The sequence below is a fragment of the Streptosporangium amethystogenes genome (assembly GCF_000721075.1).
In the GTDB taxonomy this organism is placed as follows: domain Bacteria; phylum Actinomycetota; class Actinomycetes; order Streptosporangiales; family Streptosporangiaceae; genus Streptosporangium; species Streptosporangium amethystogenes.
Map to the genome: position 1 here is coordinate 1 of NZ_JOEQ01000008.1, position 25,042 is coordinate 25,042.

At 67.7% G+C, this 25,042-nt stretch carries 24 protein-coding genes and 3 pseudogenes; 9 read left to right on the forward strand and 18 right to left on the reverse strand.

The genetic code is table 11. From position 1 onward, the window contains the following. Positions 1-35 precede the first annotated feature (35 nt). The gene (locus IG98_RS54825; RefSeq protein WP_030911130.1) at positions 36-272 is read right to left on the reverse strand and encodes an IS110 family transposase; all 237 of its coding nucleotides are present in this window, start codon (positions 270-272) and stop codon (positions 36-38) included. 596 nt (positions 273-868) lie between these two features. Then, entirely contained in the window at positions 869-1,477 is a 609-nt protein-coding gene (locus IG98_RS0113845) for a TetR/AcrR family transcriptional regulator (protein WP_169750113.1), read from the reverse strand. A gap of 72 nt (positions 1,478-1,549) precedes the next feature. Here IG98_RS0113845 and IG98_RS0113850 point away from each other — a divergent pair, with 72 nt between their 5' ends. Further along, the gene (locus IG98_RS0113850; protein WP_030911135.1) at positions 1,550-2,779 is read left to right on the forward strand and encodes a glycosyltransferase; all 1,230 of its coding nucleotides are present in this window, start codon (positions 1,550-1,552) and stop codon (positions 2,777-2,779) included. A 1,235-nt stretch (positions 2,780-4,014) separates the two neighbouring features. Here IG98_RS0113850 and IG98_RS0113860 read toward each other — a convergent pair. From IG98_RS0113860 to IG98_RS54830, 5 genes are all read right to left on the reverse strand, one after another. Beyond that, complete coding sequence (locus tag IG98_RS0113860; RefSeq protein WP_030911138.1) at positions 4,015-5,157, reverse strand: FAD-dependent monooxygenase; 1,143 nt, start codon at positions 5,155-5,157, stop codon at positions 4,015-4,017. A 120-nt stretch (positions 5,158-5,277) separates the two neighbouring features. Next, the gene (locus IG98_RS0113865; protein ID WP_030911141.1) at positions 5,278-5,628 is read right to left on the reverse strand and encodes a DUF998 domain-containing protein; all 351 of its coding nucleotides are present in this window, start codon (positions 5,626-5,628) and stop codon (positions 5,278-5,280) included. Positions 5,629-5,777: 149 nt separating this feature from the next. Beyond that, on the reverse strand, positions 5,778-6,923 hold the full coding sequence (locus IG98_RS0113870) for an FAD-dependent monooxygenase (RefSeq protein WP_030911144.1): 1,146 nt from the start codon (positions 6,921-6,923) through the stop codon (positions 5,778-5,780). Between the two features lie 15 nt (positions 6,924-6,938). After that, complete coding sequence (locus IG98_RS0113875; protein ID WP_030911148.1) at positions 6,939-7,943, reverse strand: Rossmann-fold NAD(P)-binding domain-containing protein; 1,005 nt, start codon at positions 7,941-7,943, stop codon at positions 6,939-6,941. A 102-nt stretch (positions 7,944-8,045) separates the two neighbouring features. Then, on the reverse strand, positions 8,046-8,162 hold the full coding sequence (locus tag IG98_RS54830) for a CocE/NonD family hydrolase C-terminal non-catalytic domain-containing protein (protein ID WP_211263970.1): 117 nt from the start codon (positions 8,160-8,162) through the stop codon (positions 8,046-8,048). 501 nt (positions 8,163-8,663) lie between these two features. Here IG98_RS54830 and IG98_RS0113885 point away from each other — a divergent pair. Further along, on the forward strand, positions 8,664-9,122 hold the full coding sequence (locus IG98_RS0113885; protein ID WP_030911151.1) for a GbsR/MarR family transcriptional regulator: 459 nt from the start codon (positions 8,664-8,666) through the stop codon (positions 9,120-9,122). Positions 9,123-9,256: 134 nt separating this feature from the next. Here IG98_RS0113885 and IG98_RS44825 read toward each other — a convergent pair. The 8 genes and pseudogenes from IG98_RS44825 to IG98_RS0113915 form a co-directional block, all read right to left on the reverse strand. Further along, a pseudogene (locus IG98_RS44825) lies at positions 9,257-10,338 on the reverse strand (Tn3 family transposase); the annotation flags it as partial. Positions 10,339-10,655: 317 nt separating this feature from the next. After that, the gene (locus tag IG98_RS50455) at positions 10,656-10,802 is read right to left on the reverse strand and encodes a hypothetical protein (protein ID WP_157594318.1); all 147 of its coding nucleotides are present in this window, start codon (positions 10,800-10,802) and stop codon (positions 10,656-10,658) included. Positions 10,803-10,936: 134 nt separating this feature from the next. Next, on the reverse strand, positions 10,937-11,029 hold the full coding sequence (locus IG98_RS48620) for an SDR family oxidoreductase (protein ID WP_245651562.1): 93 nt from the start codon (positions 11,027-11,029) through the stop codon (positions 10,937-10,939). Between the two features lie 413 nt (positions 11,030-11,442). After that, positions 11,443-12,189 (reverse strand): GntR family transcriptional regulator, encoded by a 747-nt coding sequence (locus IG98_RS0113900; protein ID WP_030911157.1) that lies wholly within the window; start codon positions 12,187-12,189, stop codon positions 11,443-11,445. After that, on the reverse strand, positions 12,186-12,971 hold the full coding sequence (trpA, locus tag IG98_RS0113905; RefSeq protein WP_030911160.1) for a tryptophan synthase subunit alpha: 786 nt from the start codon (positions 12,969-12,971) through the stop codon (positions 12,186-12,188). The genes IG98_RS0113900 and trpA overlap by 4 nt, the downstream gene beginning before the upstream one ends. Further along, positions 12,968-14,173, reverse strand: coding sequence for a tryptophan synthase subunit beta (gene trpB, locus IG98_RS0113910; RefSeq protein ID WP_030911164.1), 1,206 nt, complete (start codon positions 14,171-14,173; stop codon positions 12,968-12,970). The genes trpA and trpB overlap by 4 nt, the downstream gene beginning before the upstream one ends. A gap of 315 nt (positions 14,174-14,488) precedes the next feature. After that, positions 14,489-14,767, reverse strand: a pseudogene (locus tag IG98_RS54835) (reverse transcriptase domain-containing protein); the annotation flags it as partial. A 408-nt stretch (positions 14,768-15,175) separates the two neighbouring features. Beyond that, the gene (locus IG98_RS0113915) at positions 15,176-15,508 is read right to left on the reverse strand and encodes a DUF6069 family protein (protein WP_342666824.1); all 333 of its coding nucleotides are present in this window, start codon (positions 15,506-15,508) and stop codon (positions 15,176-15,178) included. On the opposite strand from IG98_RS0113915, the gene IG98_RS44830 reads away from it, so the two are divergent. Both IG98_RS44830 and IG98_RS44835 read left to right on the forward strand, forming a co-directional pair. Continuing rightward, positions 15,451-15,807 carry a TetR/AcrR family transcriptional regulator C-terminal domain-containing protein gene (locus IG98_RS44830; RefSeq protein WP_281178482.1) on the forward strand — a complete coding sequence of 119 codons (357 nt, stop codon included), beginning with the start codon at positions 15,451-15,453 and terminating at the stop codon, positions 15,805-15,807. The genes IG98_RS0113915 and IG98_RS44830 overlap by 58 nt on opposite strands. 359 nt (positions 15,808-16,166) lie before the next feature. Continuing rightward, the gene (locus IG98_RS44835) at positions 16,167-16,514 is read left to right on the forward strand and encodes a site-specific integrase (protein WP_211263972.1); all 348 of its coding nucleotides are present in this window, start codon (positions 16,167-16,169) and stop codon (positions 16,512-16,514) included. Between the two features lie 31 nt (positions 16,515-16,545). Here the strand turns inward: IG98_RS44835 and IG98_RS0113930 are convergent, their stop codons facing one another. Both IG98_RS0113930 and IG98_RS0113940 read right to left on the reverse strand, forming a co-directional pair. After that, a complete protein-coding gene (locus IG98_RS0113930) occupies positions 16,546-16,857 on the reverse strand; it encodes a hypothetical protein (RefSeq protein WP_030911167.1) in 312 nt (103 codons plus the stop codon). Positions 16,858-17,194: 337 nt separating this feature from the next. Then, complete coding sequence (locus IG98_RS0113940) at positions 17,195-18,883, reverse strand: serine hydrolase (protein ID WP_245651550.1); 1,689 nt, start codon at positions 18,881-18,883, stop codon at positions 17,195-17,197. 187 nt (positions 18,884-19,070) lie between these two features. On the opposite strand from IG98_RS0113940, the gene IG98_RS0113945 reads away from it, so the two are divergent. Next, positions 19,071-20,021 carry a helix-turn-helix domain-containing protein gene (locus tag IG98_RS0113945; protein WP_030911173.1) on the forward strand — a complete coding sequence of 317 codons (951 nt, stop codon included), beginning with the start codon at positions 19,071-19,073 and terminating at the stop codon, positions 20,019-20,021. Positions 20,022-20,065: 44 nt separating this feature from the next. Here the strand turns inward: IG98_RS0113945 and IG98_RS53285 are convergent. Then, positions 20,066-20,293, reverse strand: a pseudogene (locus IG98_RS53285) (VOC family protein); the annotation flags it as partial. 452 nt (positions 20,294-20,745) lie between these two features. Here IG98_RS53285 and IG98_RS0113950 point away from each other — a divergent pair. From IG98_RS0113950 to IG98_RS0113965, 4 genes are all read left to right on the forward strand, one after another. Further along, positions 20,746-21,747, forward strand: a complete 1,002-nt coding sequence (locus IG98_RS0113950) for a GNAT family N-acetyltransferase (protein ID WP_030911176.1) — start codon at positions 20,746-20,748, stop codon at positions 21,745-21,747. 564 nt (positions 21,748-22,311) lie between these two features. After that, complete coding sequence (locus IG98_RS0113955) at positions 22,312-22,914, forward strand: CGNR zinc finger domain-containing protein (RefSeq protein WP_030911179.1); 603 nt, start codon at positions 22,312-22,314, stop codon at positions 22,912-22,914. A gap of 310 nt (positions 22,915-23,224) precedes the next feature. After that, entirely contained in the window at positions 23,225-23,893 is a 669-nt protein-coding gene (locus tag IG98_RS0113960) for a HEAT repeat domain-containing protein (protein WP_030911182.1), read from the forward strand. 6 nt (positions 23,894-23,899) lie between these two features. Further along, positions 23,900-24,904, forward strand: coding sequence for a HEAT repeat domain-containing protein (locus IG98_RS0113965; protein WP_030911185.1), 1,005 nt, complete (start codon positions 23,900-23,902; stop codon positions 24,902-24,904). The last annotated feature ends 138 nt before the right edge of the window (positions 24,905-25,042 follow it).

Here is a 25,042-nt window from a genome sequence, read left to right on the forward strand (position 1 = left end):
ACCAGGAACGACAAGAGCCGTGTAACGAGAGATTGTTACGCACGGTTCTGTGGGAGCCCCGGGCTGAGACGCCCGGGGCGACCCGACCGGTGGCACCCCCACCCCCCCTCTTCGGCCGCTTCATCGAGCTGCTCGGCGATCATCGCGTGCAGCTTGGTCATCCCCGCCACTCCGTCGGGCAAGCGGGCCTTGGCCAACCTGCGCCCCGAGGTATCCATCAGCTCGACGTCATGATGCTGCTCGGCCCAGTCATCTCCCACGAACAGGCGCAACGCTTCCTCCCTGTTTTCGACACCGATCGATACTCAACAGCCTGCGGGAGAACCATCAGCGAACTAATCAAGCAGTGCTCACACCCCTACGGGTGGGCACGACATCCCAGCGGCGATCAACTTTCCCGGCCGACCAGCGGGGGCACGATCTTTGCGCAGGACTCAAGGCCCAGTAGCTATGAGTGCTCACCCACTGGCGGCTGTCAGGCCCGAGTCTGCCGGAGTGACGGACTCGTTAAGAGTGATTAGGAGGGTTCCTCGCCCGGGAGGACGTCGTGGCCGAGGTGGTCAGCTCATCGATACGGTCCCGGTCGGCGCTGGCGGACTGGTGCGGCGATCAGCAGCAGCACCGGTCCGCTGGCAACTCCACTCAATGACGGCGCCAGGTTGCACCTGCCCCACCAGTCACGCTGTCGCCTTCTTGGCATCCAGCACCGAGCGCTCCTGGAAGCCGTAGAACCGTCGGACGTCGGCGAGATGGGCCTTGGTCGTCCGGGCCTCCTACTCATGGAGGCGGCGCAAGTGCCGGCAGGCCTTCGAGCTGAACTCAGAAATCGGCTACGGCTTGGACCGGCCGAAGATTCCCGCTACGACCATCACCCCGCGCGGAGCCGTGCCAAGTGGTAGTCGAGCAACGCCGCGACCTCCTCGGGTGTGTAGTGCCCGACCAGGGTGGCGTTCACGATGCCCTGCGCGAAGGCATACAGGATGCTCGCCTCCTTGTCTGCATCCAGGTGGGCGGCGAGCTCCCCGGCGGCCTGGGCGGCCCTGATCTGCTCGGCGAACAAGGACAGCAGGAGCGGCACCCCGAGCCGCATCGCCGCCGCCTGGTCGTCGTCCACCACCGAGCTCGCCTGGAACGCCAGCCCGACGCGGTTCAGGTAGCTGCGCTCGTCGTCCAGCGGCAACAGTTCCAGCACGGTGTCCCGCAGCAGGTCGAGCGGCGTGGACTGGCGCGCGGCCACGGCTGCCACCCGGTTGCCGATCCAGATTCCGATGTGCTCCAGCGCCAGCAGCAGCATCTGGTCCTTCGTCGTGACGTAGTACTGCACCGCGCCCATAGACATTCCGGCCTCGGCGGCGACCTCCCTGAGGCTGACGTTCTTCATGCCCTTGTCGTGGATGATGCGGTGCACAGCCTCGGCGATGTGCCGTCGCCGGGCGTCGTGGTCGACGATCTTCGGCATATCCCACTGCTTTCTCATGCGAGTGCATGGAAAAGTTTGTTCGTCTCGTTTATCATGCGAGTGCATGATAAACGGGCGAGGGTGATGCGGATGCGAGTTCTGATTGTCGGGGTCGGCACACGGGGGGACGCGGCGCCGTACACGGGACTGGGAACGCGCTTACGCGAGGCCGGGCACGAGGTGGCGATCGCCGCGCACGAGCCGTACGCGGAGCTCGTGACCGATGCAGGCCTGGAGTATCTGCCACTTCCCGGAGATCCGCTCCACGCGCTGACCGGCCGCTTCTCCATCAGCGCGTTCAAGGAGTACGGCGGGCAGCTCATGGACGGCTTGACCCAGATCGCCGAGCAGGAGGCAGACCTGCTCCTGCTGGGCATGGCGGGCGCGCTGGGCTGTCACGTCGCCGAGGCGATGGGCGTGCCGAGCATGGGGGTACACCTGCAGCCGATAGACCCCACGGGGGACTTTCCGCCGGTCATGAGCCTGTTCCGTCAATCGCTCGGACGGTGGGGAAACCGCAGGGCGGCCCGGCTCGCGTTTGAGTTGCCCGCCGCGGGCCCGCTGCTCGCCGGGATGAGCACGAAGATGCGGGCCCGGCTCGGGTTGCCCCCGATGACCCCGCGCGCCCTCTACCAGCGCCGGGAGAGCACGCGCTGGCCGGTCTTCCACGGGGTCAGCCCGCTGGTGCTGTCGCGCCCGGCCGACTGGCGGCCGGGGCTGGAGATCACGGGTTACTGGTGGCCGCTCCGGCCGCGAGGCTGGCAGCCGGATCCGGTGCTGCGCGATTTCCTGACATCGGGGCCCACACCGGTCTTCGTCGGCTTCGGCAGCCTGGCGGGCGCACGGGCCGAGCAGTACACAGAGCTGGCCGTGCGGGCGCTGCGGCGGGCCGGGCTGCGCGGCGTGTTGCAGACCGGCCTGCGGGGACGCATCTCGGCCGACGTGCTGGCGGTCGGCGACGTGCCGCACGACTGGCTGTTCCCCCGCATGGCCGCCGTCGCCCACCACTGCGGCAGCGGCACCACCGGGGCCGGGGTGCGGGCGGGCGTGCCCGCTGTGGCCGTGCCGGTCATGTACGACCAGCCGTTCTGGGCGTCCAGGCTGATGGCACTCGGCGTGGCCCCGGCCGCGATCCCGTTCCGCCGCCTGACGCCCGCACGGCTGGCCGCCGCGCTCACCACCGCGGTCACCGACCCGGCCTATCGGCAGCGGGCCCAGGCCCTGTCGGTCGGGGTCTCGGCAGAGGACGGCGCGGCGCCCGTCGTCGAGGCGGTGAACCAGCTCCAAGTCACCGGCGGGCCCGGCCGCCGAACAGGGTGACAGCCGCCGAACATCCAACACGTTTGGCTGACCAGCAGAAACGGCGCTTCGGATCGGTATCACCGCTCGCTCAACCTGTGGAGCTGGCTGGTTAACCCGTGGCAGCGATCGGCGCTGCCGTGGCGGGCGGAGGATCCTCGGCGACCCGCTCGGCGCGCGCCCGGCCGGGCTGTGGGGCTACGTCGACCACCGCGGCGATCCATGCGCTCTGAGCCATTTATCCAGGGTTGTTGCCCTGTTCTCGTAGGTCAGAAGTAGATGATCTCGTCTGGCATGTAAGGCGTGTTGCAGCAAGCGCTCGCCCAAATGTTTCGATCGGTCGAAACACTTCCTGGACACCTGTCCGAGGAACGGACAAGGCCGTGACGATCGCTGACGGGGGCCGGGCTCTCGTACGGGCTGGGGCGATCGCCGCAGCAGACCTCCTTCGTCGGCCAACGGCATCGAGCCCGATGGATGCCCGAGGCAGCGTGACACGGAAACGCTGACGTACGACACGGACGACCGGGCACTGAGCGAGATCCCCAGGGAGGGGTTTCACAGATGACCAACATGCCTGACAACCCCAGATAACTCTTCAGGCATGTTCCAGGGAGTCCACTTGCCTCACATGCCCGCCGCCTTCTCGGCACCCCAGATAATCGGCGCCGCCGACGGCCGGCGCGGAGCCGTACCCGGCGAACAGGGTGACGCACCAGGCCGCGTCGCCGAGCAGCACTACCCGGCTCCCCGCTCCCGAACATGTCCCCAGCTGCCAGGTAGCTGAGGGCAGGGCGTAGGGGTGGATGCGCCGAGCAGGATCGCCTCTACGATCTGAAACGATGTCGGCGGCATTCATCCGGTCGCTGCTGGTGCGGGGGCACAGGTGACGAGGTGGGTCTCGGATGGTGCGCAGGCTGTCCAAGTTGAACGGCGTTGGGCGCAGCCCTGGCGTTTGTCGTGCTCGGCATCCTTGTCCAGAAGCCCGGCGGCAGCCGCCAGGTAGCTTGTGACGAAACAGAACTCAGGTCTCTGCCAGACCCACGAAATGATCTTGATCGTCGGCCGCACCGAATATGATCTCTGGTAGCGGCTGTGCGGTTCGTTGTTCATGAGTAAGCCGGAGAGGTTCTGCAACGCCGCGTGGATGGCCCGTACGGGGACCCGAAGTCGCTGGCATCTGAAAGTGCCCGATCGTCGCCGGTGCTGAAAGGTCTCGTACTGTCGGATTCCTATTCTTCGGACCGGCCCGCGGCCTATGCCGGACGGGAAGCGCGCTGCAGCCGGGCGGCGGCGGCCACGGCGGGCCACAGGCGGGTGGCAAGGTTTCGCGCCAGGATGCCGCCCCGCGTCGCGGGGACCAGGAGCGCCGACGCCTGTCTGATGGTGCGCTGCTTGGGGTCGACCAGGCGCCGGTGAGCGGCTTCGTATCGGCGGAAGGCCGCCTCGGGATCGTCCGGACCCGCGGACAGTTCCTCGGCGAGGGTGAACGCTCCCGCCATGGCCAGGGTGGAGCCGTCTCCGAACAGTGACACGCAGGACGCGGCGTCACCGAGTAGGACGATCCGGCCGTTCCACCAGCGCGGCAGGCGTACATGACTCACCGAGTCGAAGTAGAGGTCGTCAGCGGTGTGCACCTGCTGAAGAAGGTCGGGCGCGCGCCAGGAGACGTCCTGGTACGCGCGCGTCAGCAGCCGCTTGTGCTGCTCGTTGTCGCGGTGGTCGAAGCCGGGTTCGGCCGCACTGCGGTACAGGAAGAACGCGCCGCTGGGCGTGGAACTGACGGCGAGCGCTTTGCCAGGGACGTTGTGCATGAGGATGTCCCGACCGGTCCCGGACGGGCCGGCGAGCGGCATCGTCGCGACGTAGAGGCCCATGTGACGCAGGAACCCGTTCTCGGTGCCGAACGTCAGTCGACGGGTCATCGAATGCAAACCGTCGGCACCGATCACCAGGTCGAATCGACGGGGCCTGGCGCGCTCGAAGGTGATCTCGACTCCGTGCCCATCCTGCTCAAGGGTCGCGATGGAGTCGTCGAAGAGGTACTCGGCATAGTCGCGACTGGCCTCGTACAGGATCGAGGCGAGGTCGCCGCGCGGTAACTCGATCTCGCCCGGCCGTTGAAAAGCGCGCATGTCCATCCGGCCGACCTGCCTGCCGGCCGCGTTGACGAAGGTGAGGCCTGTCGTACCGGTGGCGGCCTCGCGCAGCCGGGGCAGGACGCCCATCCGTTCAGCGACGCCTACGGCGGGGCCTCTGACGTCTACCGGGTTCCCGCTGGAGCGCGGCGTTCCGGCGCGTTCAACGACGGTGATGTGGAAGCCGTGCCTGGCTAGCCAGTAGGCCGCTGTCGGCCCGCCGACGCCGGCTCCGGAGATCAGGACTGTGCGCTCGGTCATGGCACCTCACTAGCCTGAGGAAGATCTTCCGGACATCTCCACAGATACTTGACTGCCTCCCATACCGTGCTTCTTCGCTGCCCAGATGATGAGCATGACCAGCGCCCAGATCTCCATCGCTCAGGCCTGCGCGGGCACAGGATGGTGGCGGCGCAGACGAACGCCGACGGCGATGATCCAGGCGAAACCGACCAGCAGGGCGACGTGTTCGAGCAGTCCGGCGGGCGCGGGCCGCAGCACGTCCCGGATGTCCAGGCGGAAGGCGAGCCCGGCGGCGAAGGCAAGCAGCAGCAGGCCGCCGATCACGAAGTTGGCCGTTTGCAGCCAGCCGCGCTCGCCGGTGCCGAGCTGGCTGGCACTGTGGCGCCAGAGGCTGTAGCCGGGCCGGGTGGCGCCGTCGATCAGGAGCACGGCTGGGACGAGTGCTCCGGCGGCGATGCCGCAGCCGAGCAGGATCGCGGTCGGGCACATCGGAAGTAGCCTCCTAGCTCCGTGATCCCAAGATCGCGGGCCGACCAGGCTTCCCGGCTCACCGACGTTCGCGCCCCATCCGGGCGCGTTTCCTGCAGTCGCCTGGAATGTAACACCCGGCCGCCTGCCCGGCCAGGTGTCTTACGACTTCAGCCTTTGATGAAGCGGCGCGTCATGTACCGGCGCACCGGTGGCAGCGAGGCCAGCCGCAGCGGTAGCAGGCTCAGCCACAACAGCAGCGGGTTGGCGGGGGCGTAGACGCCTTTGACCCGGCGGCCGATCTGCTGTTTGCGTTCGGCTTCGGGCCGGATGGCCGCCTCCCACACGATCAGCGCGGCGGGGATGTCGCCGGGGTGGGCGGCCAGTTCGGTGCCCAGGCCGTCGGCGCCGCCGACGGCCAGCGCGGAGCCGTACCCGGCGAACAGGGTGACGCACCAGGCCGCGTCGCCGACCAGCACCACCCTGCCGCTGCTCCAGCGTGGTGCCACGACCTGGCTGATGGTGTCGAAATAGACCGAGTCGGCCCGCGCCAGCCCGGCGAGGGCTTCGGGGATGACCCATCCGAGGTCGCCGTAGACGCGTTCCAGCTGGGTGGCGGCGTCCTCGCCGGGGCGGGCGTGGTCGGTGCGGTAGCCGAAGAAGGCGACGTTGCGGCCATCGCCGACGCTGATGACCGCCGCGGTGCGGCCGTTGGACGACAGGGTGCCGGTCGCCCCGGGTGCGATGGTGGCGGGCCGGTGGTCGAGCATGTAGACCGCGACCTTGTGCTCCAGGTCGAGCAGGAAGTCCTCTTCCGGGCCGAAGACCAGGGCGCGGGTGGCCGAGTGCAGCCCGTCGGCGCCGATCAGCAGGTCGGCCTCCTCGATGCTGCCGTCGTCCAGGGTGACGCGGACGGCGCGGCTGTCCTGGTCGATGGCGGTGAGGGTGGCGCCGAAACGGATCTCGGTGTGGCCCTTCACCTTCTCGTACAGGACGGATTCGAGGTCGCCGCGCAGGATGGTGATCGAGCGCGGTCCGGTGGTGGCGGCGATGGTGGCGCGGTCGAGGGCGAAGCGGCGCGAGCCGTCTTTCTTGTAGTAGATGAGCTCGGTGGTGTCGAAGGCCTTGGCCCTCAGCTCGTCCAGGATGCCCATGCGTTCGGCTGCGTCGTAGCCGATGCCGCCGAAGGTGACGGCGTAGCCGCCGCCGCGGCGCTGCGGGGCGCGTTCGACGATGAGGCTGTCCCAGCCGATCTGGTGCAGGCGCAGGGCGGTGGCCAGGCCGGCGATGCCGGCTCCGATGATGATGGCGCGCATGAAAGTTGGTTGTCCTTAGTGGGAGAGCTGGTCGAGCAGGCGCTGCTCGGTGGCGGCATCGAGCCAGGTGTCGGGGGAGGGGGCGTCCGCGCGGGGCGTGGGATCGCCTTCGGCTTGGAGCCAGGCCCAGGTGTCGGCGAGGGTCGCGCGCAGTGGGCGCGTGGTGAGGCCTTCGGCCAGGGCGGCGCTGACGTTGGCGTCGTGCATGCCGCTCGGGACACTGCCGTCGGGCATGCGTAGCCCGAGTTCCATACCGAGAGGCAGGCCGTATTGCTGGAGCAGTTCCGGCTCGGTCCACACCAGTTCGGTGTCGACGCCGGTAACCTCCAGCGCCGTGGTGAGCAGCTCGCCGAGGGTGATCGCGCCGGGCGGGCCGGTCACGGTGAAGGCGCCGCCCAGGCCGCGTTCGGCCGAGCGCAGCATCCAGGCGGCCAGGTCCCGAACGTCGAGGTACTGCAAGGGCATGCCAGCGGGGGCAGGGGCCAAGACGCGCCCGCCTTTTTCCAGGCGGCGCAGCCACCACGGAATGCGGCCGACGTCTTCATACGGGCCGAGGATCATCCCTGCTCTGGCCAGCAGCGCCCGCTCGCCGAAGGATTCCAGGACGGCGAGCTCGCCGCCGCGCTTGGCGGCGGCGTAGTCGGCGTCGTCGATGCTGCCGGGATCGGCGTCGACCAGGGGCGCTCGCTCGTCGGCGCCCGCCGGCCAGGGCCAGCGGTGCACACCCCGGCTGGAGACGTACCCGTAGTGCCCGGCCCGGCCGGCCAGCAGGCGGGCGGCCTCGCGCACCACCCTGGGCGCCCAGGCCCAGGTGTCGACGACCGCGTCCCATTCCCCGTCGCCCAGCGCCAGCCGTATGGACTCGGGGTCGGTGCGGTCGGCGATGAGTGCCCGGACGCCAGGCGCGGGGGCGCGGCTGAGGCCGCGGTTGAGCGTGCTCACCTCATCGTCGCGCTCCAGCGCGGTCTCGACGAGGGCGCGGCCCACGTGGTGGGTGCCGCCGAGGACGAGTAGTTTCACGATGCTCCTGCAGTGAGGGGCAGCCAGAGGGCTGGCGGGCGGATGTGGTCGTGGAAGATCTCGTGTTCCGAGGTGCGCAGGCCGCGCCCGGTCGCGAGCTGGTTACGTAGGTGAGAGGCGATAGCGGTTGTCGGTGCCGGGGTTGCGGTCAAAGCGCAGGTGGGCGCCGCTGGAGACCTGCAGCCGGATGCGGTGGCCGCGCCGGAAGCGGTGGGCCATCGGCTACAGGGCGACGTTGGCCACCCGGACGTCACTCGCCCGGATTACGCCGGGTTTACCACCGGACGATGCCGTCGCACACATTGACCGAACGGCCGCGCGCGTCACCTCGCACAACCGGGCGAAGTAGTCGACGTTCGGGTTGGCCGAGCGCGCGTGCAATCGCACGCGGCGGCCGTACGGGCTACGCAGCAACACCAACGGACCGCCGGGTAATAGTGCGTGGCTAGCAGCCGCGCACCATCGGCGGCCGGGATCTTCACGTTCCGCCGGACGCGCACCCGGTGACGCAGGGTGGGGCGCACGCCGTACAACCGGCTGAGCAGGGTCATGGCCGGTCACCTTTCTGTCGACGCTGATGAGAGGTCACATCGCCGACCAGGCTTCCCGGCACACCATCGAACCTCTCGCGAGGCCGATACGAGGAATATACCGACTTTTCGGAAATTTCTGAAGAGTCAGGATGTTCGGTATCCTGATTCTCCCCAAGGAGGTGAGCACGTGAACGACCGGTATGAGCAGTGGCAGGCGGCGGAACGGCTGGCCCTGACGCTGATCGAGGGCGGGCTACAGCGCATGGCCGCGCGCACCCTGGCAGTCTTCCTGTTCACCGATCAGGACAGCGTCACCGCCGGTGAGATCGCCAACCGGCTGGAGGCCAGCGCAGGCTCGGTCTCGGGCGCGATCAAATCCCTGGCGACGGTCGGACTGATCGAACGCCTGCCATCGCCCGGTAGCCGGCGCGAGCACTACCGGCTCCGCGACGACGCCTGGGCCACCCTGTTCACCAGCCAGAACACCGTCATCCAGGCCATGCTCCAGGCCGCGGCCGCCGGGATCGCCGCCACCGACGAGGGCGATCCCGCCCGTCAGCGCCTGGCACAGATGCACGTCTTCTACGAATTCCTGCTCGGCGAGCTCCCCGCCCTGCTGCACCGCTGGCACCAGCAGACCCGCTGACCCAGCCCAAGGCCCAAGAAGCGGTAGCCGCGCTCAGTCCGCGGCGAGGAATTCGCGGATCTTCGTGGCGATGCGGGGGTAGTCAGGGCCGAACCAGATCATGTGACTGCCGGCCCGGCTGTCCTACTTGCCGTCTACGCCGCCTCCGCCAAGGCGGTGAAGTCGATCGCGGGCAGGTCGGGGTCGAAGTCGTCGGGGCGCAGGCGCAGCACGTCGGTGGCATACAGGCCGAACCGGCTGATGTGGGCGGTCAGATAGGGCGACAGCTGCGCGATGTCGGCGGCGGTGAGTCGGAGCCCTGCTCGGGCTGCCAGCCCTCGGCCAGGAGCTGGCGTAGCACGTCGGTCATGTCAAGCGCGGTGTGGAAGATCACGCAATTGGCCAGCAACGAGTTGAATTTGATCATTTTCTCCTGCTCGGCCGGGTCGTTGCCGAAGCGCAGCCAGGCGGAAAAGCCGTTGAAGCCTTCGACCTTGTTGGTGACCGCGGTGATGCGCCGCCGCAGCGCGGGATCGGCGAGAAAACGAAGCAGCGCCACGGTGCGCACGCTGCGTCCGACCTCGCGAAAGGCCCGGTAGATCTCGTTCTTGCGGGAGTGTGAGCCGAGTCGGCGTAGCAGGGTGACGGAGTTGAGTCGGCCCTCGCGGATGGAGATCGCCACTCGCATGAGGTCGGGCCACATCTTCTCCACCAGCTCCCAGGCGATCACGTTGCGGTTCCCGCCTTCACCGCGGGACAAGGAGTCGATGTGGTGGTAGGTGACCTGGTCTGTGTGCTGGAAGAAGGTCAGGCCCTTCCAATTGCGGATACGCGGCATCAGATCGAACCCGAACAAATGCGCCAAAGTGAAGACGGGGAACGATTGGCCTTGCGTGTCGGCGTGTACGGTCTTGGGCTGGACCTCCGAGGCGTTGGCCAGCAGCCCGTCGATGATGTAGATCGCCTCCCACACCCCGCATGGCACAAATCTGGAAAACAACGCAATGTAGTTGTCCGATACGTAATGGTAGGCAATCCTGCCGAACCCTCCGTAGCGGATCGAGGTCTCGGCCAGTAGGTTGTCGATGTAGGTATCGACCTGGGTGCCGTCCGTGCCCACGCTGCTGCCGTCGCCCCAGGCGTTGACCACGTCCAGCTGGGCGAAGGCGTTGACCACATCGGTGATCGCCTTGTTCAGCTTGGCCAGGGTGATGTGCCGGTTCTCGGCCAGCGCGAGCATGGTGGACCGGTCGGCCTTGAAGAACTGCTGGATGAGCAGCTCGTGGTTGTCGTGCTGGTAGGCGGTGACCTCTTCGATGTCGGCCAGTTGCGCGGCCGCGCCGCCGGCCCGCTCCACCACCTGCCGGACCGACCCCACACCGGCGGCCTGCATCCGCACCGCCTTGACCAGCACCTCAACAGCGGCCCCGAGACCCGCCCGCTGCTCTGAACCTCGGGGGGAACCTCAGCCTCGACCAGGAGTGGTACTGGCGACGCAGTCGCCAGTACCACTCCTGCCGCGTTGCTGCTGTCGGCCACCCCGACGACCGCCTGTCACCACGCTCGATCAACATCGTCGTCGGCGAGATCGGCCGCCTGCACGACGGCCAAATCACCGATGGGCTCGCCGGAGCCGCTGGCGGTTTCCTGCGGCGCTGTGTCCGGTGCCAGCGGCAGGAAACTGCTGGTGCACTGAATCACCTCCGTGCTGCTACGGCGGACCTGACCTTTGTCTGCCCGGCCAGCTTGCGGTCGAGCGTGCCGGGCTCGCCCGCCTGGGAGCGCGCCCGACGGGCCAGGCGCCGCCATCCTCACCGGATGTGCGGCCATGGAACTCAGATCTGGTTCAGGCCGCCGTCGACGTGAAGGCTCGAACCGGTGATGAAGCTGCTCTGCGCGGAGGCGAGGAAGGTCGCAGCGGCGGCGATCTCCTACTATGAGCCGGTCCGCTCGGCGACGGGTACTCTGACGCCGTCCCCGGAGGGGTTCCCAGATCACAGCTCTTCCCTGACGCACGCCCAGGCGGGCAGTGTCCGAACGCGACTTCTCCTGTTCCCCTCGAACGCCGCAGACCGGGCTCGCGCCACTCCATGCCGGACACCACCTGGCCAATAAGCAGACATCCGCCAGGCTCGTCCCGGGGCCGTATTCACTCCCTGGTTTCGATGTCATCTGTTCTGAGCGGTAGGAGTTTCGTACACACCCGGATGGGCGTCACCTACGACGCGGCCAGAGTGCGGACGGTGGCCGACAAGGCGATCCGCAAGGCGGCGGTAGCGGTCTTGCGCAGATACTCCGCTGGTGGGTCGCCGTCTGGATCTTCTCCTCACACCGTGAACGGTCAGCGCTGGGAGACCCAGTGCAGCGACAGGTCCGTGGCCTTGCGCTCGGCCCTGATCTCCATCCACTCGCCGAGGATCGTAGCGTGATCCATGACGAGCAGGGCGCCCTGGTCGTCATAGGTCGCCCGTTCGCTGACGAAGACCGGGCTGCCCGCCGGGTGCTGCAGCCGCGCCGCGACCAGGGCGGTGAGCAGGGCCGGCCTGACCCGTTCAGTCGCCCGGTGCACTCGCGCACCGACGTCGGTGAGCGCGGTGTACAACGGGGTCTCGGTGAAATCGATCCCCTTGATCGCCGAGGCGTGCGGCTCAACGATCCAGGAGATCTGGTGGACGGCGGGCCGGCCCAGCAGATGCCGTACGCGTGCCAGCCGGAGGGCCCGGTGGTCGGCCGGCGCGTCGCCCAGCAGCCGGGTGAGCGAGCGCGGGGCCTGCCGGATCGCGGCCGACAGCACCTCGGTCCGCAGGGGGTAACCCTGCCTGCGCAGGTCGTCGCCGAGACTGCGCAGCGTGTCGAGGGGGTACTCCGCACTGGCCGGCGTCACATAAGTGCCGCGGCCGGCCCGCTGGACGATCAGACCCTCGCCGCTGAGGACCTGCAATGCCTGCCGCAGCGTCATCATCGTCACGCCATAGAAGGCGCTGAGCTCACGCTGTGCGGGCAACGCCTCGCCCGCGCGATAGTGGCCCGACTTGATCCTGTGGGTCAGGTCGTCGGCGATGGCGCGGTAGCGGGGCGTACTGCTCATCTGGCTCCCTGGTCGAGTGCGCGTCGAATACTCGCCACATATTCTCCCAGCTCGCGTGGCCGGGCGCCGTCGAGGAGCTTGCGCATCAGCGCCGAAGCCACCACGACACCGTCGGCATGACCCGCCAGCTCGGTGGCCTGCGCCGGGTTGGAGACCCCGAAACCGAACAGGACCGGCCGGTCGGTGAGTCCCTTGAGCTCGCGGCCGAGCCGGGCGGCCTGCTCGGGAATCTCGCCGCGCTCGCCGGTGGTGCCCATGCGGGTCAGGGCATAGACGAAGCCCCGGCTGCGCTCGGTGATCTCGCGCAGTCTGGCCCGGGAGGAGGAGGGAGCGGCGAGCAGCGCGAGATCCAGGCCCTCGGCCGCCGCCGCGTCTGCCAGCTCCCCGACCTCCTCCAAGGGCGAGTCGGGCACGATCAGCCCGCGCAGCCCGCTCGCGGTGAGCGCCGCACAGAACCCCGCGGTGCTCTGCTGCACCACCAGATTGCTGTAGGTCATCGCGATGAGCGGTATGTCGACGTCGAGCGTCGCGACCTCCTCGAGGATCCCCTTGACCGTGGTCCCGGCCGCGATCGCCCGGTCGGAGGCCTCCTGGATCGTGACGCCGTCCAGCATGGGATCTGAGAAGGGGAAGCCCAGCTCGACGGCGTCGGCTCCGGCATCGGCGTAGGCGTGGACGACGTCCGTCCACGCGGGAGTGACCCCGGCGGTGACATAGGGCACCAGCAGGGGACGCCCCGTGCCACGGCGTGCGATCAGGAATTCTTCCAGGGATTCGGTCACAGCAGCTCCTTGATGGAGGCGATGTCCTTGTCTCCCCTGCCGGAGAGAGTCAGCATCACGGTCGACCCCGGCGTGATCTCTCCGGACTTGGCGGCCCGGATCACCCAGGCCACGGCGTGCGAGGACTCCAGCGCGGCCAGGATCCCCTCGGTGCGGGCCAGGCACAGCAGCGCCTGGACGACCTCTTCGTCGTTCACGGTCTCGTAGCGGGCGCGCCCCCCGTCGCGTAGATGGGCGTGCTCGGGGCCGATCCCCGGATAGTCGAGGCCGGCCGCGACCGAATGGGCCTCCGTCACCTGGCCGTTCTCGTCCTGGAGGACCAGCGAACAAAAGCCGTGCAGCACCCCGGCCCTGCCGAAGGTCGCCGCCGCGCCGCCCTCGGCCTCGACCCCGACGAGCCGGGCAGTGGTGTCGACGAAGCCGGCGAACGTGCCCGCGGCGTTGGAGCCGCCGCCGACGCAGGCGACCACGTAGTCGGGTACACCGACGGGGAGTTCGGCGGCGCACTGGGCGCGGGCCTCCTCACCGATCACCCGCTGGAATTCGCGCACCATCCACGGATAGGGATGCGGGCCCATCACCGACCCGACGCAGTAGTAGGAGTTGTCCACCGACGACACCCAGTGCCGCATCGCCTCGTTGCAGGCGTCCTTGAGGGTGCGGCTCCCGGTCGTGACCGGCACGACCTCCGCGCCCAGCACGTTCATCCGCAGGACGTTGAGTTCCTGCCGTTCGATGTCGCGCTCGCCCATGAACACGGTCGCCTTGAGGCCCAGGAGCGCCGCGGCGGTGGCCGTGGCGACGCCGTGCTGGCCCGCGCCGGTCTCGGCCAGCAGACGTTCCTTGCCCATCCGGTGAGCGAGCAGCGCCTGGCCGATCACATTGTTGATCTTGTGTGAGCCGGTGTGCGCGAGATCCTCGCGTTTGAGGAACAGGGTGATGCCGAGCTCACGGGAGAGCCGCCAGGCGGGGGTCAACGGAGTGGGGCGGCCGGCGTAGACCGTGAGCAGGGTGTCGAACCTGCTGTGGAACTCGGGGTCGCTCCAGGCCCCACGGAACGCCGCCTCGATCTCGTGGCAGGCCGGGATCAGCGACTCCGGCACATATCGCCCGCCATAGGTTCCGAACCGGCCGGTGGCGCCGGGGTCGCTCATCGCGCGGGCGGCGGGCGCAGCGACACCCCGCCGACCGGACCAGGACATCCCGTCCATGATCGCCTTCTCTCTCTCGACTGTTCTAGAACAGTAGCCCAAGGCTGCCGGTCGGCAAACCCTTGATCTCGGAGGGGGCCCAGCAGTAATTGTGGAAAATCCAACGAACCCGCCTCTAACCTGTGGAAACTCTCGCCGTTCGGGGCGGCCTCCGGCGTGCTCGCAGGTCGGGACGCTATGGTCTAGGCAAGGATGTCCGCTCTGCCGCCGCAGAGGGCCGCATCGGATACGGGATTCACGCATCCGAGGCCAGTTGCACTCCCAGCGGAGCCAGCACGCCGGCCACCACCTCAGGAGGGCCTCGGCGTGGTGGCGGTCGCCCGTCACCATCAGAACGAAGTCGTCGGCGAACCTGACGAGTCTCCAGTTGCCCTGGTCTTGGTCCTTACGTTTGCGCCGCCGCCGTTTGGTGCCCATCTCCTGATGCCATTGCCGGTCGAAATGATCGTCCAGCGCCGACAAGGCGATGTTCGCGAGCAGTGGGGAGAGGATCCCGCCCTGCGGGGCCCCGGTCCAGGTCTCTTCTCGAGCGGCAGCTGGGACAGAGCAGCCCCTCGGGGGTGCGAACGCTGACCAGCCGCCGATGGCTGCATCCGATGCAGACCTCCTGGTTGGAAGGGGCGGTGATCAGGCAGCGAGGGCAGAGCAGCCTCCCGTTCGCGTCGCGGGTGGCGGCCTCGCGGACGGTTCCGCAGCGGGAGCATGGTTCGGCTCGGGACTTGGCCACGCAGTCCCTGAACACCGCCTCCATAAGCGGGTCCAGGCCGGCGCATTCGCCCGGCCGCCTCCGCGATGCGGAGCGGGGACCAGGTGCGGAGAAGAGCCCGGCGTCGCCGACAACCTCAGCCAGGGGATCCGCAACAGCGGGGAAGCGAAGGGGCTTGGAAGTGGTAGGCGCCCTTCCTCGTGATCATGTAGACCAATGTCAGGGGTGACAAGACATCAGGCTCGGGTAGAACGAACGGTCCGCCCGCAGCGGACTTCGGTTGCGCTTCAGGTAGTGGCGCGGGGCTTCGGCGCGCTTCGTCGCAGCCTCGGGATGAGCACGGCCGCCACTGCCAGGTGCATGAGAGACAGCATGCTCTTTGTGCCGGAGGTCGCTTCGACGCCGAGGATCGGCACAAAGGACAACATCAGTACCGCGATGGCAATCACGGTCCAGATGGTTCTGGCCCGGCGGATGTACTGCTCCAGCACAGCGAGCGCACCCCAGCCGAGTAGGGCCAAGACCAGCGTGAAGCCGATGACCCACCCGTGGCTCGCCCCCCCTGCTCGGCTCCCGCCCAGCGCTCGGCCCGCACTCACTGCGCCAGATGGACTACGCACTGGCGGTGGCCGAGTCGCTGACGGCGGATCCCACCTGGGCCGCCAACGTCATCGGGCTGATCGGCGACTACGTGCTCGGCGCCGTGTCACGCGAGCTCGCCGAGCTGGAGGCGCAGCGCCGTACCGGACAGAATGAGGATGAGTGGCGCGCGAGCGTCGCGCCGTACATCCGCGAGGTCGTCGAGAGCGGCGCCTACCCCCACTTCACCAGAGGGGTGGTCGAAGCGCGCGACCAGAGCTTCACCGAGCAGTTCACCTTCGGGCTCGAGCGCATCCTCAACGGCATCAGCACAGACTGAAACCCTCCAGCAGGACCTCCGGGGGGACCTAATTTCGCGTCTGCGACACGGATCCACCTGGGGCCTCGAACCGGCATCCAGCCGTTGGTTGAGCTCAGGCGGGTGTAGGCCACCAGGTGGTGGAATCGCTTCCCCTACCCCGCCCAGCCACGAAGACTGCACCACACGTTCGTGGCGAGGTCCTTGCCCGCCGGGGTGGCGAATCCCATGCTGGCCACGGGAGCCGCACATCCGCACTGTGACACAGAACGTCGAAGACCTCGACCTGGAATTCCGTCGGGCCCGTGTCGTCTCCAAGGGTGGCGCCATCGAGTACGTGCACTGGGCCACCCTCGCCGCCCGGCCGCACCACCGGACCGGTGTTCCTGGCCGACCGGCGCGCTCCTGCCTCCGGCCCGCGCATGCCCGCGGCCGCCGACATCGACCCCGCCACCGGACGCGGACGGCTGTCCTACCCGCGCGCCGAGTACCTGTTCAAGACCGCCTCGGCCACGCTCGATCCGCACCGGCAGGGCTGGACGCTGCACCAGCTCCGCCACAGCGCACTCCAGCATCTGGCCCAAGCCGGCCGCACCGCGCCCGAACTGCAGGCCAAGAGCCGCCACCAGCACCTGGCCAGCCTCGGCCGCTACGTCCGCCTCGGCGAGGAGACCTCCGCCCGCGTCACCGCCGAGGCCGACCCCATCCAGCGCCACCGTCCCCGCTGAACTCATACCCCCACCGGATGACCTCACCAGCTCACGCGATCGGCCACACCCGCAGCGCCTGATCGTCGTCGGGATCGAGCTCGACCCGGTAGCCAGCCACCAGCGGCGCGGCCTCATATCGTGCCAGCTCCTGCGCGGAGGTGCCGGTGTCGTCGGCGCAGGCGACCAGGAAGGGCGCGCCGCCCTTCCCGCCCTCGACGACGAACCCGCCATGCCGTTCGCCGAACTCGCGCCTGCCCGCCTGGCGCAGCATCGTGCGAATGACCTCCGCGTCCCGATCCCGCACCGTCCACAACGGCCGCTGGCCTGCGCCGTACCCGAATTGCGGGTCGTCGTCGCTCATGGTCCAGACCGTAAGCGAATCGAGACCTTAGTCATAGAGGTCCGGGTTCACCGCAGGTCAGAGGCTACTTCGTTGGAAATTTCTTCATTGCTACCGGGACCCCGTGGAGGCGGAACGCAGTCGGAGAGCTCCCTTATATCTTGGCGGTGTCGACGCCGAGATCGGCCCGCTTGGAGATGCCCAGCCGGTCGCCGAGCCGGTCCCCGACGGCCCGGGTCACGGGCGGCCTGAACATGGTGGTCGAAGACCGCACGTACCCCCAAGCAGGACAACGGTCGCATGGATCCGAATGGTGCGCCGCCATCGCGGCTTGGGCGGACGCCAGCGCAAGGAGCGGCTACGTCGTCGGGAGGCCGACCGCGTTGGACGCGTCGGCCTCGAAGTATTCCGTTGTAGCGAAGGGGCCGGCGTGATCTTCGAAGAAGCTCCTGACGCCGTCGATCGAGTCATGGACGATGACGTTCACTGCCTTGGTCCCGTCGGTGCTCGCCACCGCCAGCGTCCACTTGGCCCCCTTGGGAAGCCGACCGTACGCCTTCTTTATGGAATCCCAGAAGCCGTCGTTGTCAGAAATCGCGGAAACAGCCATGACGTGCACTTCGGCACCCTCCTCGTTGACTTTCGGATTCACTCGGCAATTGATGTGAAGATACTGTGCGGCACCATTCTTGAAGTCGTAGATCGCGACGGTCTGGGGGTCCTCGAGCGGATCGTCCGAAGGCATCAGAAAGTGGGTCTCGCTGATCGGGAACAGCTCGTAGTCGAGCTGTTCCGGTTTATTGAGGAGTTGCGCCTCCATGGGGTTCAGGGTGAATTTGAGGTGGAGTTTTCCGCGGTCGGCCGCTACTTCGTAGCGGGTGCCGGGGCGCTCGTAGGAGCCTTCGTACCTGGACAGGTCGAGGGTCAGGGTCGGGTCGGGCTCCGGCAGGTCGGGGATCGTGACCACGCCGAGATCGGCCAGGATTTCGTTGAACACCTTCCGGTAGAAGCTGTCGCGCGGCCCGGCGTTCGCCAGCATCGAGACGGCGATGTCCGATTCCGGCAGGATTCGCAGGCGGGCGCTCTGGCTGACTGTGCTGCCATCGTGGGCGTAGACGGTTTGGCCACGCCAATCGCACACGATGAGGCCGAGTGCCCATTCCGGCCCGAACATGTACGGGTCAGGTATGGGCACCCGCGACTCCGTCATCTCGCGGATGATGCCGGGTGAGACGATTCTGGTCCCGTTCGGCGCCTTTCCTTCGTTAAGGAAGACGTACGCCATCATAAGCAATTCCCGGGCCGTCGTGTTGACGTTGCCTCCGGGGCCGAAGGAGCGCGGCAGGTGACCCAGCGGTGAGAGGACGGGTCCCTCTTCCAGGGATCGGATCAGGTATCCGGTCGCGGCCCGGTTCTGGTCCGCGTGCTCACGTCGGCTGCTTGTCGAGGTCAGCCCCAAGGGGTCGAACAGGCGATCCTTCATGATGTCGTCCCACCGCTTGCCATCGCTCACCTCCATGATGCGGGCGAGGATCGCGTAGCCCAGGGCCGCGCTGTAGCCGTGAGTGTGGCCCAAGGGGTGGACCTGGCATGCGCCGACGATGTTCTCCACCATGCGCTTGTACACGTCGTCGTCCTCGCCCGGATCTCCGTAGTTCTCCTCGATGCCGCTGGTGTGATTGAGGAGATGGCGGGGTGTGACCTTGGCGCCGACGTCGGGGTCGGCGACCCGGAAATCAGGAAGGTAGGTCCGCACCGGCTCGTCCAGAGCGACTTTTCCCTCGTCGACGAGCTGCATGAAGGCGAGGGCGGTCCATGTCTTGGATACGGAGCCGCACTGGTAGATGGTGTCGGTCGTCGCGGGCTCTCGCGTGGAGATGTTCTTGACGCCGACCGCGAAGTCGGTGATCTCCCCGTCGCTGAGAACGCCGATCGTGGCACTTGGAATCCGGTACTCCGCGAGCAGCTCGGAGATGTGAGCTCGCATCCGGGTCACATCCAACGCTCTTGCCATAAAGACTTCCTCGTCCTGTCCGATTCTTTCCAAGCGGGAAAAGGCTACGTTGCATTTCAAGTCTCGTCAACGAGAGATCTTCAATGATGTGCCTTAATGCTGGGCTTTCATGTCAATCGTTGCAACAGCATTGTCGATAAATGCAATCCATGCCAACCGGCCGTTGCAATGTAGTGTTGGTGAACGCACCCGTGAACCCGAACCGACAGGGGGCGAGCCGATGCCCGGAGGCAGGCTGAGCCACGAGGATCGCCGGCAGATCGCGATCTGGCTGGCCGAAGGGCTGGGATACGCCGAGATCGCCAGACGGCTGGGCAGGCCCACATCCACGATCAGCCGCGAAGTGGCACGCAACAGCGCGCCCAGCGGCTACCTGGCCGACCGCGCCCAGCAGGTCGCCGGGCAGCGCGCCCACCGCCGCAGACCGGTTCAGGCCCCGGAGCCACCAGCCGACGGGCGGCCGGCCGAGTCCGTGCGCGGTTTCGTGAAGCAGTTCGCGACGCTGCTGGTCGGGACCGGCCTTCCCCGGATGCCCGCTCGTGTGTTCGTCTGCCTGCTCACCTCCGACTCCGGGAGCCTGACGTCCGCCGAGCTCGTACGCCGGCTACAGGTCAGCCCGGCGTCGGTGTCCAAGGCCATCGGCTATCTCGAGGCGATCGAGCTGGTCAGGCGCGCACAGGATTCCGGCCGCCGCGAGCGGTACGTCATCGACGACGAGGTCTGGCTCCGGGCGTTCAAAGCCGACACCGGGGCACATGCCGAGGTCGCGGCGGCCGCGCTGCACGGGATCGAGATCTTCGGTGCCGACACGCCCGCCGGCACCCGGCTGGGTCAGATGGCTCAGTTCTTCACCTGGATCAGCGAGCAGATGAACAACAGTGGCCTCACCGACTCCGTCGTGCACGACGCGCTGACAGTGCTGGCCGCGCTGGTGTACGCCGCTCGGCCACTCACCGTGAACGAACTCGCCACGGCACTGGACTGGCCCATCCAGCGGGCGACCGACGCCCTGGACACGACCAGCCGTCATCCGATCCTCTCCGACCCGCTCACCGTGGAGCAGGTCGGGCGCGGCGCGTACGCCATCACCCCGAGGCCGGACCGCCTGAGCTCCACACAACGCGACGCGCTGACCGTCAGCCCGCGCTCGACCCGGGGGAATCGAAAATGACGAAGCCGGGTGACGTCGCAATCGCGATCCCTCCAGCCACACCCGCGCGTCTGCCGGACAGCGTCCTCGTTCCCCTCTGAATCGGCAGGTACGACCCAGCTCTCATCGCCTGGGCCGACGTCGGCGTGTCGAGCACCTAGGTCGAGCAGGCGACGGGCCTCTTCGTCTTGCTCCCTGTCGGTCGGGTTGACGTCGAGGTGGAGCCTGTTCTTGACGGTCTTGCAAAGGCCACACGCTAATCGCAGTGTTCGACGGCGAGGTGAGCCGCGCATGGTGTGCGTTCGTCGAGGGCGTTGCCGTCGCCGATGATGGCGCGGTAGAGATGTTCGTATTTCAGCGTGCCGAAGAACCGCTCGACTCGTTGGTCTGTGGGCTCCGGAGGCCTGCAACGGAACCGTTTCGTACGTTAAGCAGGTCTGGGCAGGTCAAAGGGGGCGTTGAACGGGGTCGGCAGGGGGGCGTGGGCATACGTTCCGGTTCCGTTGCGGTTCCACCCCCGACCCGGCCCTGTGAGACCCTGGCACCCGTCGGCCGGGCATTGTTCAGATCGTGTTTCCGAAGGCCGGAGCTATTGTGACCGTGATGATCACGATGAGTGCCAGGGACTTGGCCGTGGGGCGTCAGCGACAGTCGATGCGGGGGTGGCTCCGTGCCCTCCCAACGGGTCTATTTTGGTATTACGGTGCATGCAAGGCGCGTACGGCGTGGTAGGAGATCATCGTCCATGACACAGGATCCCGTCTCGATCGAGCCGTTGTGCCTCGATGAAGGGCACGCCCTTGGGGAGTTCTATCCGCTGAAGCAGCAGGCGCAGGCTGAGGACTTCCCGGCTGATCCTGCGGCCTGCCGGAAGGACTTTCTCGGGCAGATACTCCATCCGCGGCCCGGGAACTCCGTGTTGGCCTGGGGCGCACGGATGGGCGGACGACCAGTGGGGTTGTGCGCGGTCGGCGTGCCGGAAGCCGGTCGGCGATGGACCGCGGACGTCGTGCACTTCGTCGTCCATCCAGATGTCCGCCGGACAGGCATCGGGAGCCGGCTCCTGGCCACGGCCACTGGCCACCTGGCCGGACTTGGTGTCCAGAAGATGACCGCCTTCACCTCCGGCCCTGCGGACGGAGCGGGAGCGGGGGATGCGTTCGCCGAGGCCACCGGGGCGGCGCGCATCCTGCGCTATCAGCGGTTGTCGCTGCGCATAGGCCCGACCAGACTGGCCACCGACGGCGATACCGGCGCCGGATGTGAACTACTGCATTGGCGAGACGACGTCCCCGCAGAATATCGGGCGGCGTTCGCCGCGATGTCGTCCCGCCTGGCAGCCGAGGAGGCGGCGCGTTCGGGCAGCGACCAGGTGCCTGAGGACTTCGACGAGGACAAGGTTCAAGAGCTTTACGCCGTCCTTCGCGCATGGGGCTATCGCACCTATTTGACCGCCGTACGGCATCGCGAGACCGGACTGCTGGTCGGATACTCGGCGCTCGGCATGGCCGACTCGCACCAGCGGCATGCGAGCCAGTGGGACACCATCGTGCTTCCGTCCCACCGAGGCCGGGGCCTGGGAGTGGTCCTCAAACGCGCGAACCTGTCGTGGACCGTTGAGCACGAACCTGAGCTGGCGACCGTGACGACCTGGAACGCGATCGGAAACCCTGCAATGCTGCACGTCAACGAGTCCTTTGGGTTCCGTCTCGACCAGAGCGGAGCACGCCGGGAATGGACCTTGTGAAGTTGCCGGAGTACAGATGGTGACGGCTGGGACCCCGCCTCAACCGATGAGTCCGGGCTTCTCCGTCCAGCCGCCGGCGCAGAGTGGGGTCGAGGCCGAAGACGGCGGCGAGATGGAGCGGGTCGGGACCGTGGGGGGAGGGCTTCTTGAAGGTGCCGGTCGACGCGGAGGCACTCCAGGGTCGTGGCTTGGCCGCGGAGCTCCTTGGTGAAGTAGATGGCGCTGACCGGGTCGGCACCATGGGCGCACATCTGGTTGATGAGCGGGTGGGGGTTGGCGATGTTGGGCCAGCGGCTGAATTGGTCGATCGGGCGGGGCCGTCCGGCGATCGTGAGCCGCCGGTTGCCGAGGTCGAGGTCGTCCAGGAGAAGGGCGCGGATGGCGGCGAGCATGAGGACCGGCCGCGCGGTTGGGTTGAGGCTGTTCGACCACGACGGCCTGGCTGAAGGCCGGGCTGCGATGGAGCCCCTCGGGGTTGATGTGCCGCACACCCATGTGCTGCCTCCTGCAATATTGAAACCAGTTATAGCGGTTTCGGTATGCGGCACCAGTTATAGTGGTTCCATGCGAGCGAGCACAACCGGGCGGGTGCTGCACGACCCCAAGGGCGGGTCGTTCCGGTTCGACGCCGGCGCCGTCTGCCTCGACTTCGCCCACACGGGCGGCGAGGGCCGGTACGCGGTATTCGAGACCCTCCACGAGCCTGCCGACCTCGGCGAATGGCTGGCCCAGCCGCCGCTGGCCGCGGTCATGACGATCCCCGTGACGACCCGCGAGCTGACCGCCGCCAAGGCCCTCCGCCAGGCGATCTGGGGCGCGGCACACGCCCGGGCGGCGCGTCGCGCCCTCCCTGCCGGGGCGGTCGTCACCATTAACCGGGCCGCGGCCACGGCGCCGCTGATCCCTGAGCTCGCCGCCGACGGCACGACCGCGGGGTGGGCGCCGCCGGTGCGGGCAACGCAAGCGCTGTCGACACTGGCGCGGGAGATGATCGAGCTGCTGTCCGGGCCGCTGTCCGGGCGCATCCGCGAGTGCGCGAGCGACAACTGCCCGCTGGTGTTCGTCGACACGTCCCGCCCCGGCGCCCGGCGCTGGTGCGCGATGGAGCGTTGCGGCAACCGCCACAAGCTCCGGGCTCTTCGCGCCCGGCAGGCCATGGACCTGTGACGCGGCCTCAAGCACTGCGAACCCCGTGTTGTCCCAGCCCTGTTGACTTCCCCGGATCGCGAACAAGCCGTACACGATGTCGCTATTCCGAGAACGACAATAACGGACAAACAGGACACGGCGTACTGGTGATCTGTATCTCGCGGAACTGGTCCATTTCTGCTGGTCACACACCGTCACGCAGAGCTATCTCACCCTCGGTGATGCGGACCCCAGTGGGGGCCCAAGGGGCCTGGTGATCTCGCGGCGCGTCCCCGCTTGACCTTGACACAGTGACAAGGTCTTCACTGTTGCCAAGGAGGTGGTCCCGATGACCATGCAGAAACAGGACACGGATACGATTCGAGCTTTCCAGGGGCTGGAGGACAGCCACTCGTCAGTGCGGCTGCGGACGGCGATGGCGGTCGGTACGACCCCTGACCCGCGATTCATCGGCAAGCTCATCGAACGATGCGCGATCGAACCTGAATTCTACGTGCGCGACATGCTGACGTGGGCACTCACCCGCCACCCGGCATCCATGACGGTTCCAGAGCTTCTCAATGAAGTCCGCTCGGAGCGTGCGCAGGCACGAAGCCAGGCGTTGCACACACTGTCCAAGATCGGGGATCGGCAGGCGTGGCCGGCGATCACCCGGGCGCTTCTGTCCGACGCCGACGATGAGGTGGCGCGGAGCGCTTGGCGGGCAGCGGTCGTGCTCGTGCCCGAAGGTGAAGAGCCCGAGTTGGCCGCGGTGTTGTCGACACAGCTCGGGCGCGGCGAACGCCAGACGCAGCTGAGCCTCAGCCGGGCGCTGGTCGCGCTCGGTGAGGTGATCGTGCCGACTCTGCGCGCTGCGATAACGGATCTCGACCCTCGCGTGCGCGCGCACGCGATCGCCACGGAACGGTTGTTGCGCGACCCGGATGCCGGATTCGAGTTCGCGATCGAGGAGGCCAAGCGCGTCGTAGCCCTCGGCAGCACCAGCCGGGAGGAGTGATGGGCAGTGTTGATCGGTGATGTGGCACGACGGTCCGGGGTCAGCGCCCGCATGCTCAGGCACTACGACTCACTCGGCCTGGTGCGGCCAACGGGTCGTAGCGGCGCAGGCTATCGGGAGTACTCCAGCGAGGACATTCGGCGGATCTTCCATGTCGAGAGCCTGCGGTCATTGGGGCTGTCATTGCGTGAAGTCAGGCGCGCTCTCGATGATCCCGGCTTCACGCCCTCGGAGCTCGTCGACGGCCTCATCCGTCAGACGCGAGAACGCATTGCGGCTGAGACGGAGCTGCTCACGCGGCTGCGTCGGATCGACGCCGTAGAACCCGCCGGCTGGGAGGACGTCCTCCAGATCGTTACACTCCTGCAGGCGCTGGGGTCAAAGAGCGCCGACAAGCGCCAGCGCGCGGCCTTGTCCTCAGTTGACGAGGTTCCGATGCCAGTGGAAGCACTGGTCGAGGCAGCACTGAGCGAGACGGACCCGAACGTCGCCGGAGCCCTTCGATGGGCTTTGGCGCAATCGGGCGATGGCGGATTGGCGCTGCTGGCAGAGGGCCTCGGCTCACCAGTAGCCGAGGTGCGCAAACGTGCCGTCCAGTCCATCGCTGAGATTCCAAACGATGAGGCGACCGCACTGCTGCAGGACGCCCTCGCGAACCCCGACATCGTGGTCCGCAGGTATGCGGCTCTGGCGCTCGGGGCACGTGGAGCGGCCGAGGCGATCCCGACGCTCATCGATATGGTCGTCGAGGGAACGAACGACGTCGACGCGGCCGATGCCCTGAGCGCGCTGGCGAGTCGTTCCGCGTTGGTGGACCAGATCGCCACCGGGCTCGTTGATCGCCTCGCCCGCGCCAGCGTTGAATCGTCCGCACGTCGCCGGCTGACACAGGCCCTCGCGGATATCCCGGGAACCACAGCGTCACGAGCCCTCGCGGACCTGACACATGACGAGGACCGTGCCGTCGCGCTTACCGCGACATACATCCTCGGGATACGCGACGCACGATGACGGATCTTTCCGGGGTGCTGTGTGCGGCGCCGGACCACGAGGGCGCCTCGGTTCACCGCGCCACCCTCATGCTCGGGGTGGCCGAACATCAGGTACTTCCAGGGACCGTTCACCACAGCGGGTTCGATCACTTGGTCG

Excerpts from the sequence above, each read along its gene's own strand:
- IG98_RS0113950 (WP_030911176.1), top strand. The coding sequence starts at position 20,746 with ATGACACAGGATCCCGTCTCGATCGAGCCGTTGTGCCTCGATGAAGGG.
- IG98_RS0113860 (WP_030911138.1), bottom strand. The coding sequence starts at position 5,157 with ATGACCGAGCGCACAGTCCTGATCTCCGGAGCCGGCGTCGGCGGGCCG.
- IG98_RS0113955 (WP_030911179.1), top strand. The coding sequence starts at position 22,312 with ATGCGAGCGAGCACAACCGGGCGGGTGCTGCACGACCCCAAGGGCGGG.
- IG98_RS0113850 (WP_030911135.1), top strand. The coding sequence starts at position 1,550 with ATGCGAGTTCTGATTGTCGGGGTCGGCACACGGGGGGACGCGGCGCCG.
- IG98_RS0113870 (WP_030911144.1), bottom strand. The coding sequence starts at position 6,923 with ATGCGCGCCATCATCATCGGAGCCGGCATCGCCGGCCTGGCCACCGCC.
- IG98_RS0113960 (WP_030911182.1), top strand. The coding sequence starts at position 23,225 with ATGACCATGCAGAAACAGGACACGGATACGATTCGAGCTTTCCAGGGG.
- IG98_RS0113865 (WP_030911141.1), bottom strand. The coding sequence starts at position 5,628 with ATGTGCCCGACCGCGATCCTGCTCGGCTGCGGCATCGCCGCCGGAGCA.
- trpB (WP_030911164.1), bottom strand. The coding sequence starts at position 14,173 with ATGTCCTGGTCCGGTCGGCGGGGTGTCGCTGCGCCCGCCGCCCGCGCG.
- IG98_RS54830 (WP_211263970.1), bottom strand. The coding sequence starts at position 8,162 with ATGGCCCACCGCTTCCGGCGCGGCCACCGCATCCGGCTGCAGGTCTCC.
- IG98_RS0113845 (WP_169750113.1), bottom strand. The coding sequence starts at position 1,477 with ATGAGAAAGCAGTGGGATATGCCGAAGATCGTCGACCACGACGCCCGG.
- IG98_RS0113900 (WP_030911157.1), bottom strand. The coding sequence starts at position 12,189 with ATGAGCAGTACGCCCCGCTACCGCGCCATCGCCGACGACCTGACCCAC.
- IG98_RS0113930 (WP_030911167.1), bottom strand. The coding sequence starts at position 16,857 with ATGAGCGACGACGACCCGCAATTCGGGTACGGCGCAGGCCAGCGGCCG.
- IG98_RS0113945 (WP_030911173.1), top strand. The coding sequence starts at position 19,071 with ATGCCCGGAGGCAGGCTGAGCCACGAGGATCGCCGGCAGATCGCGATC.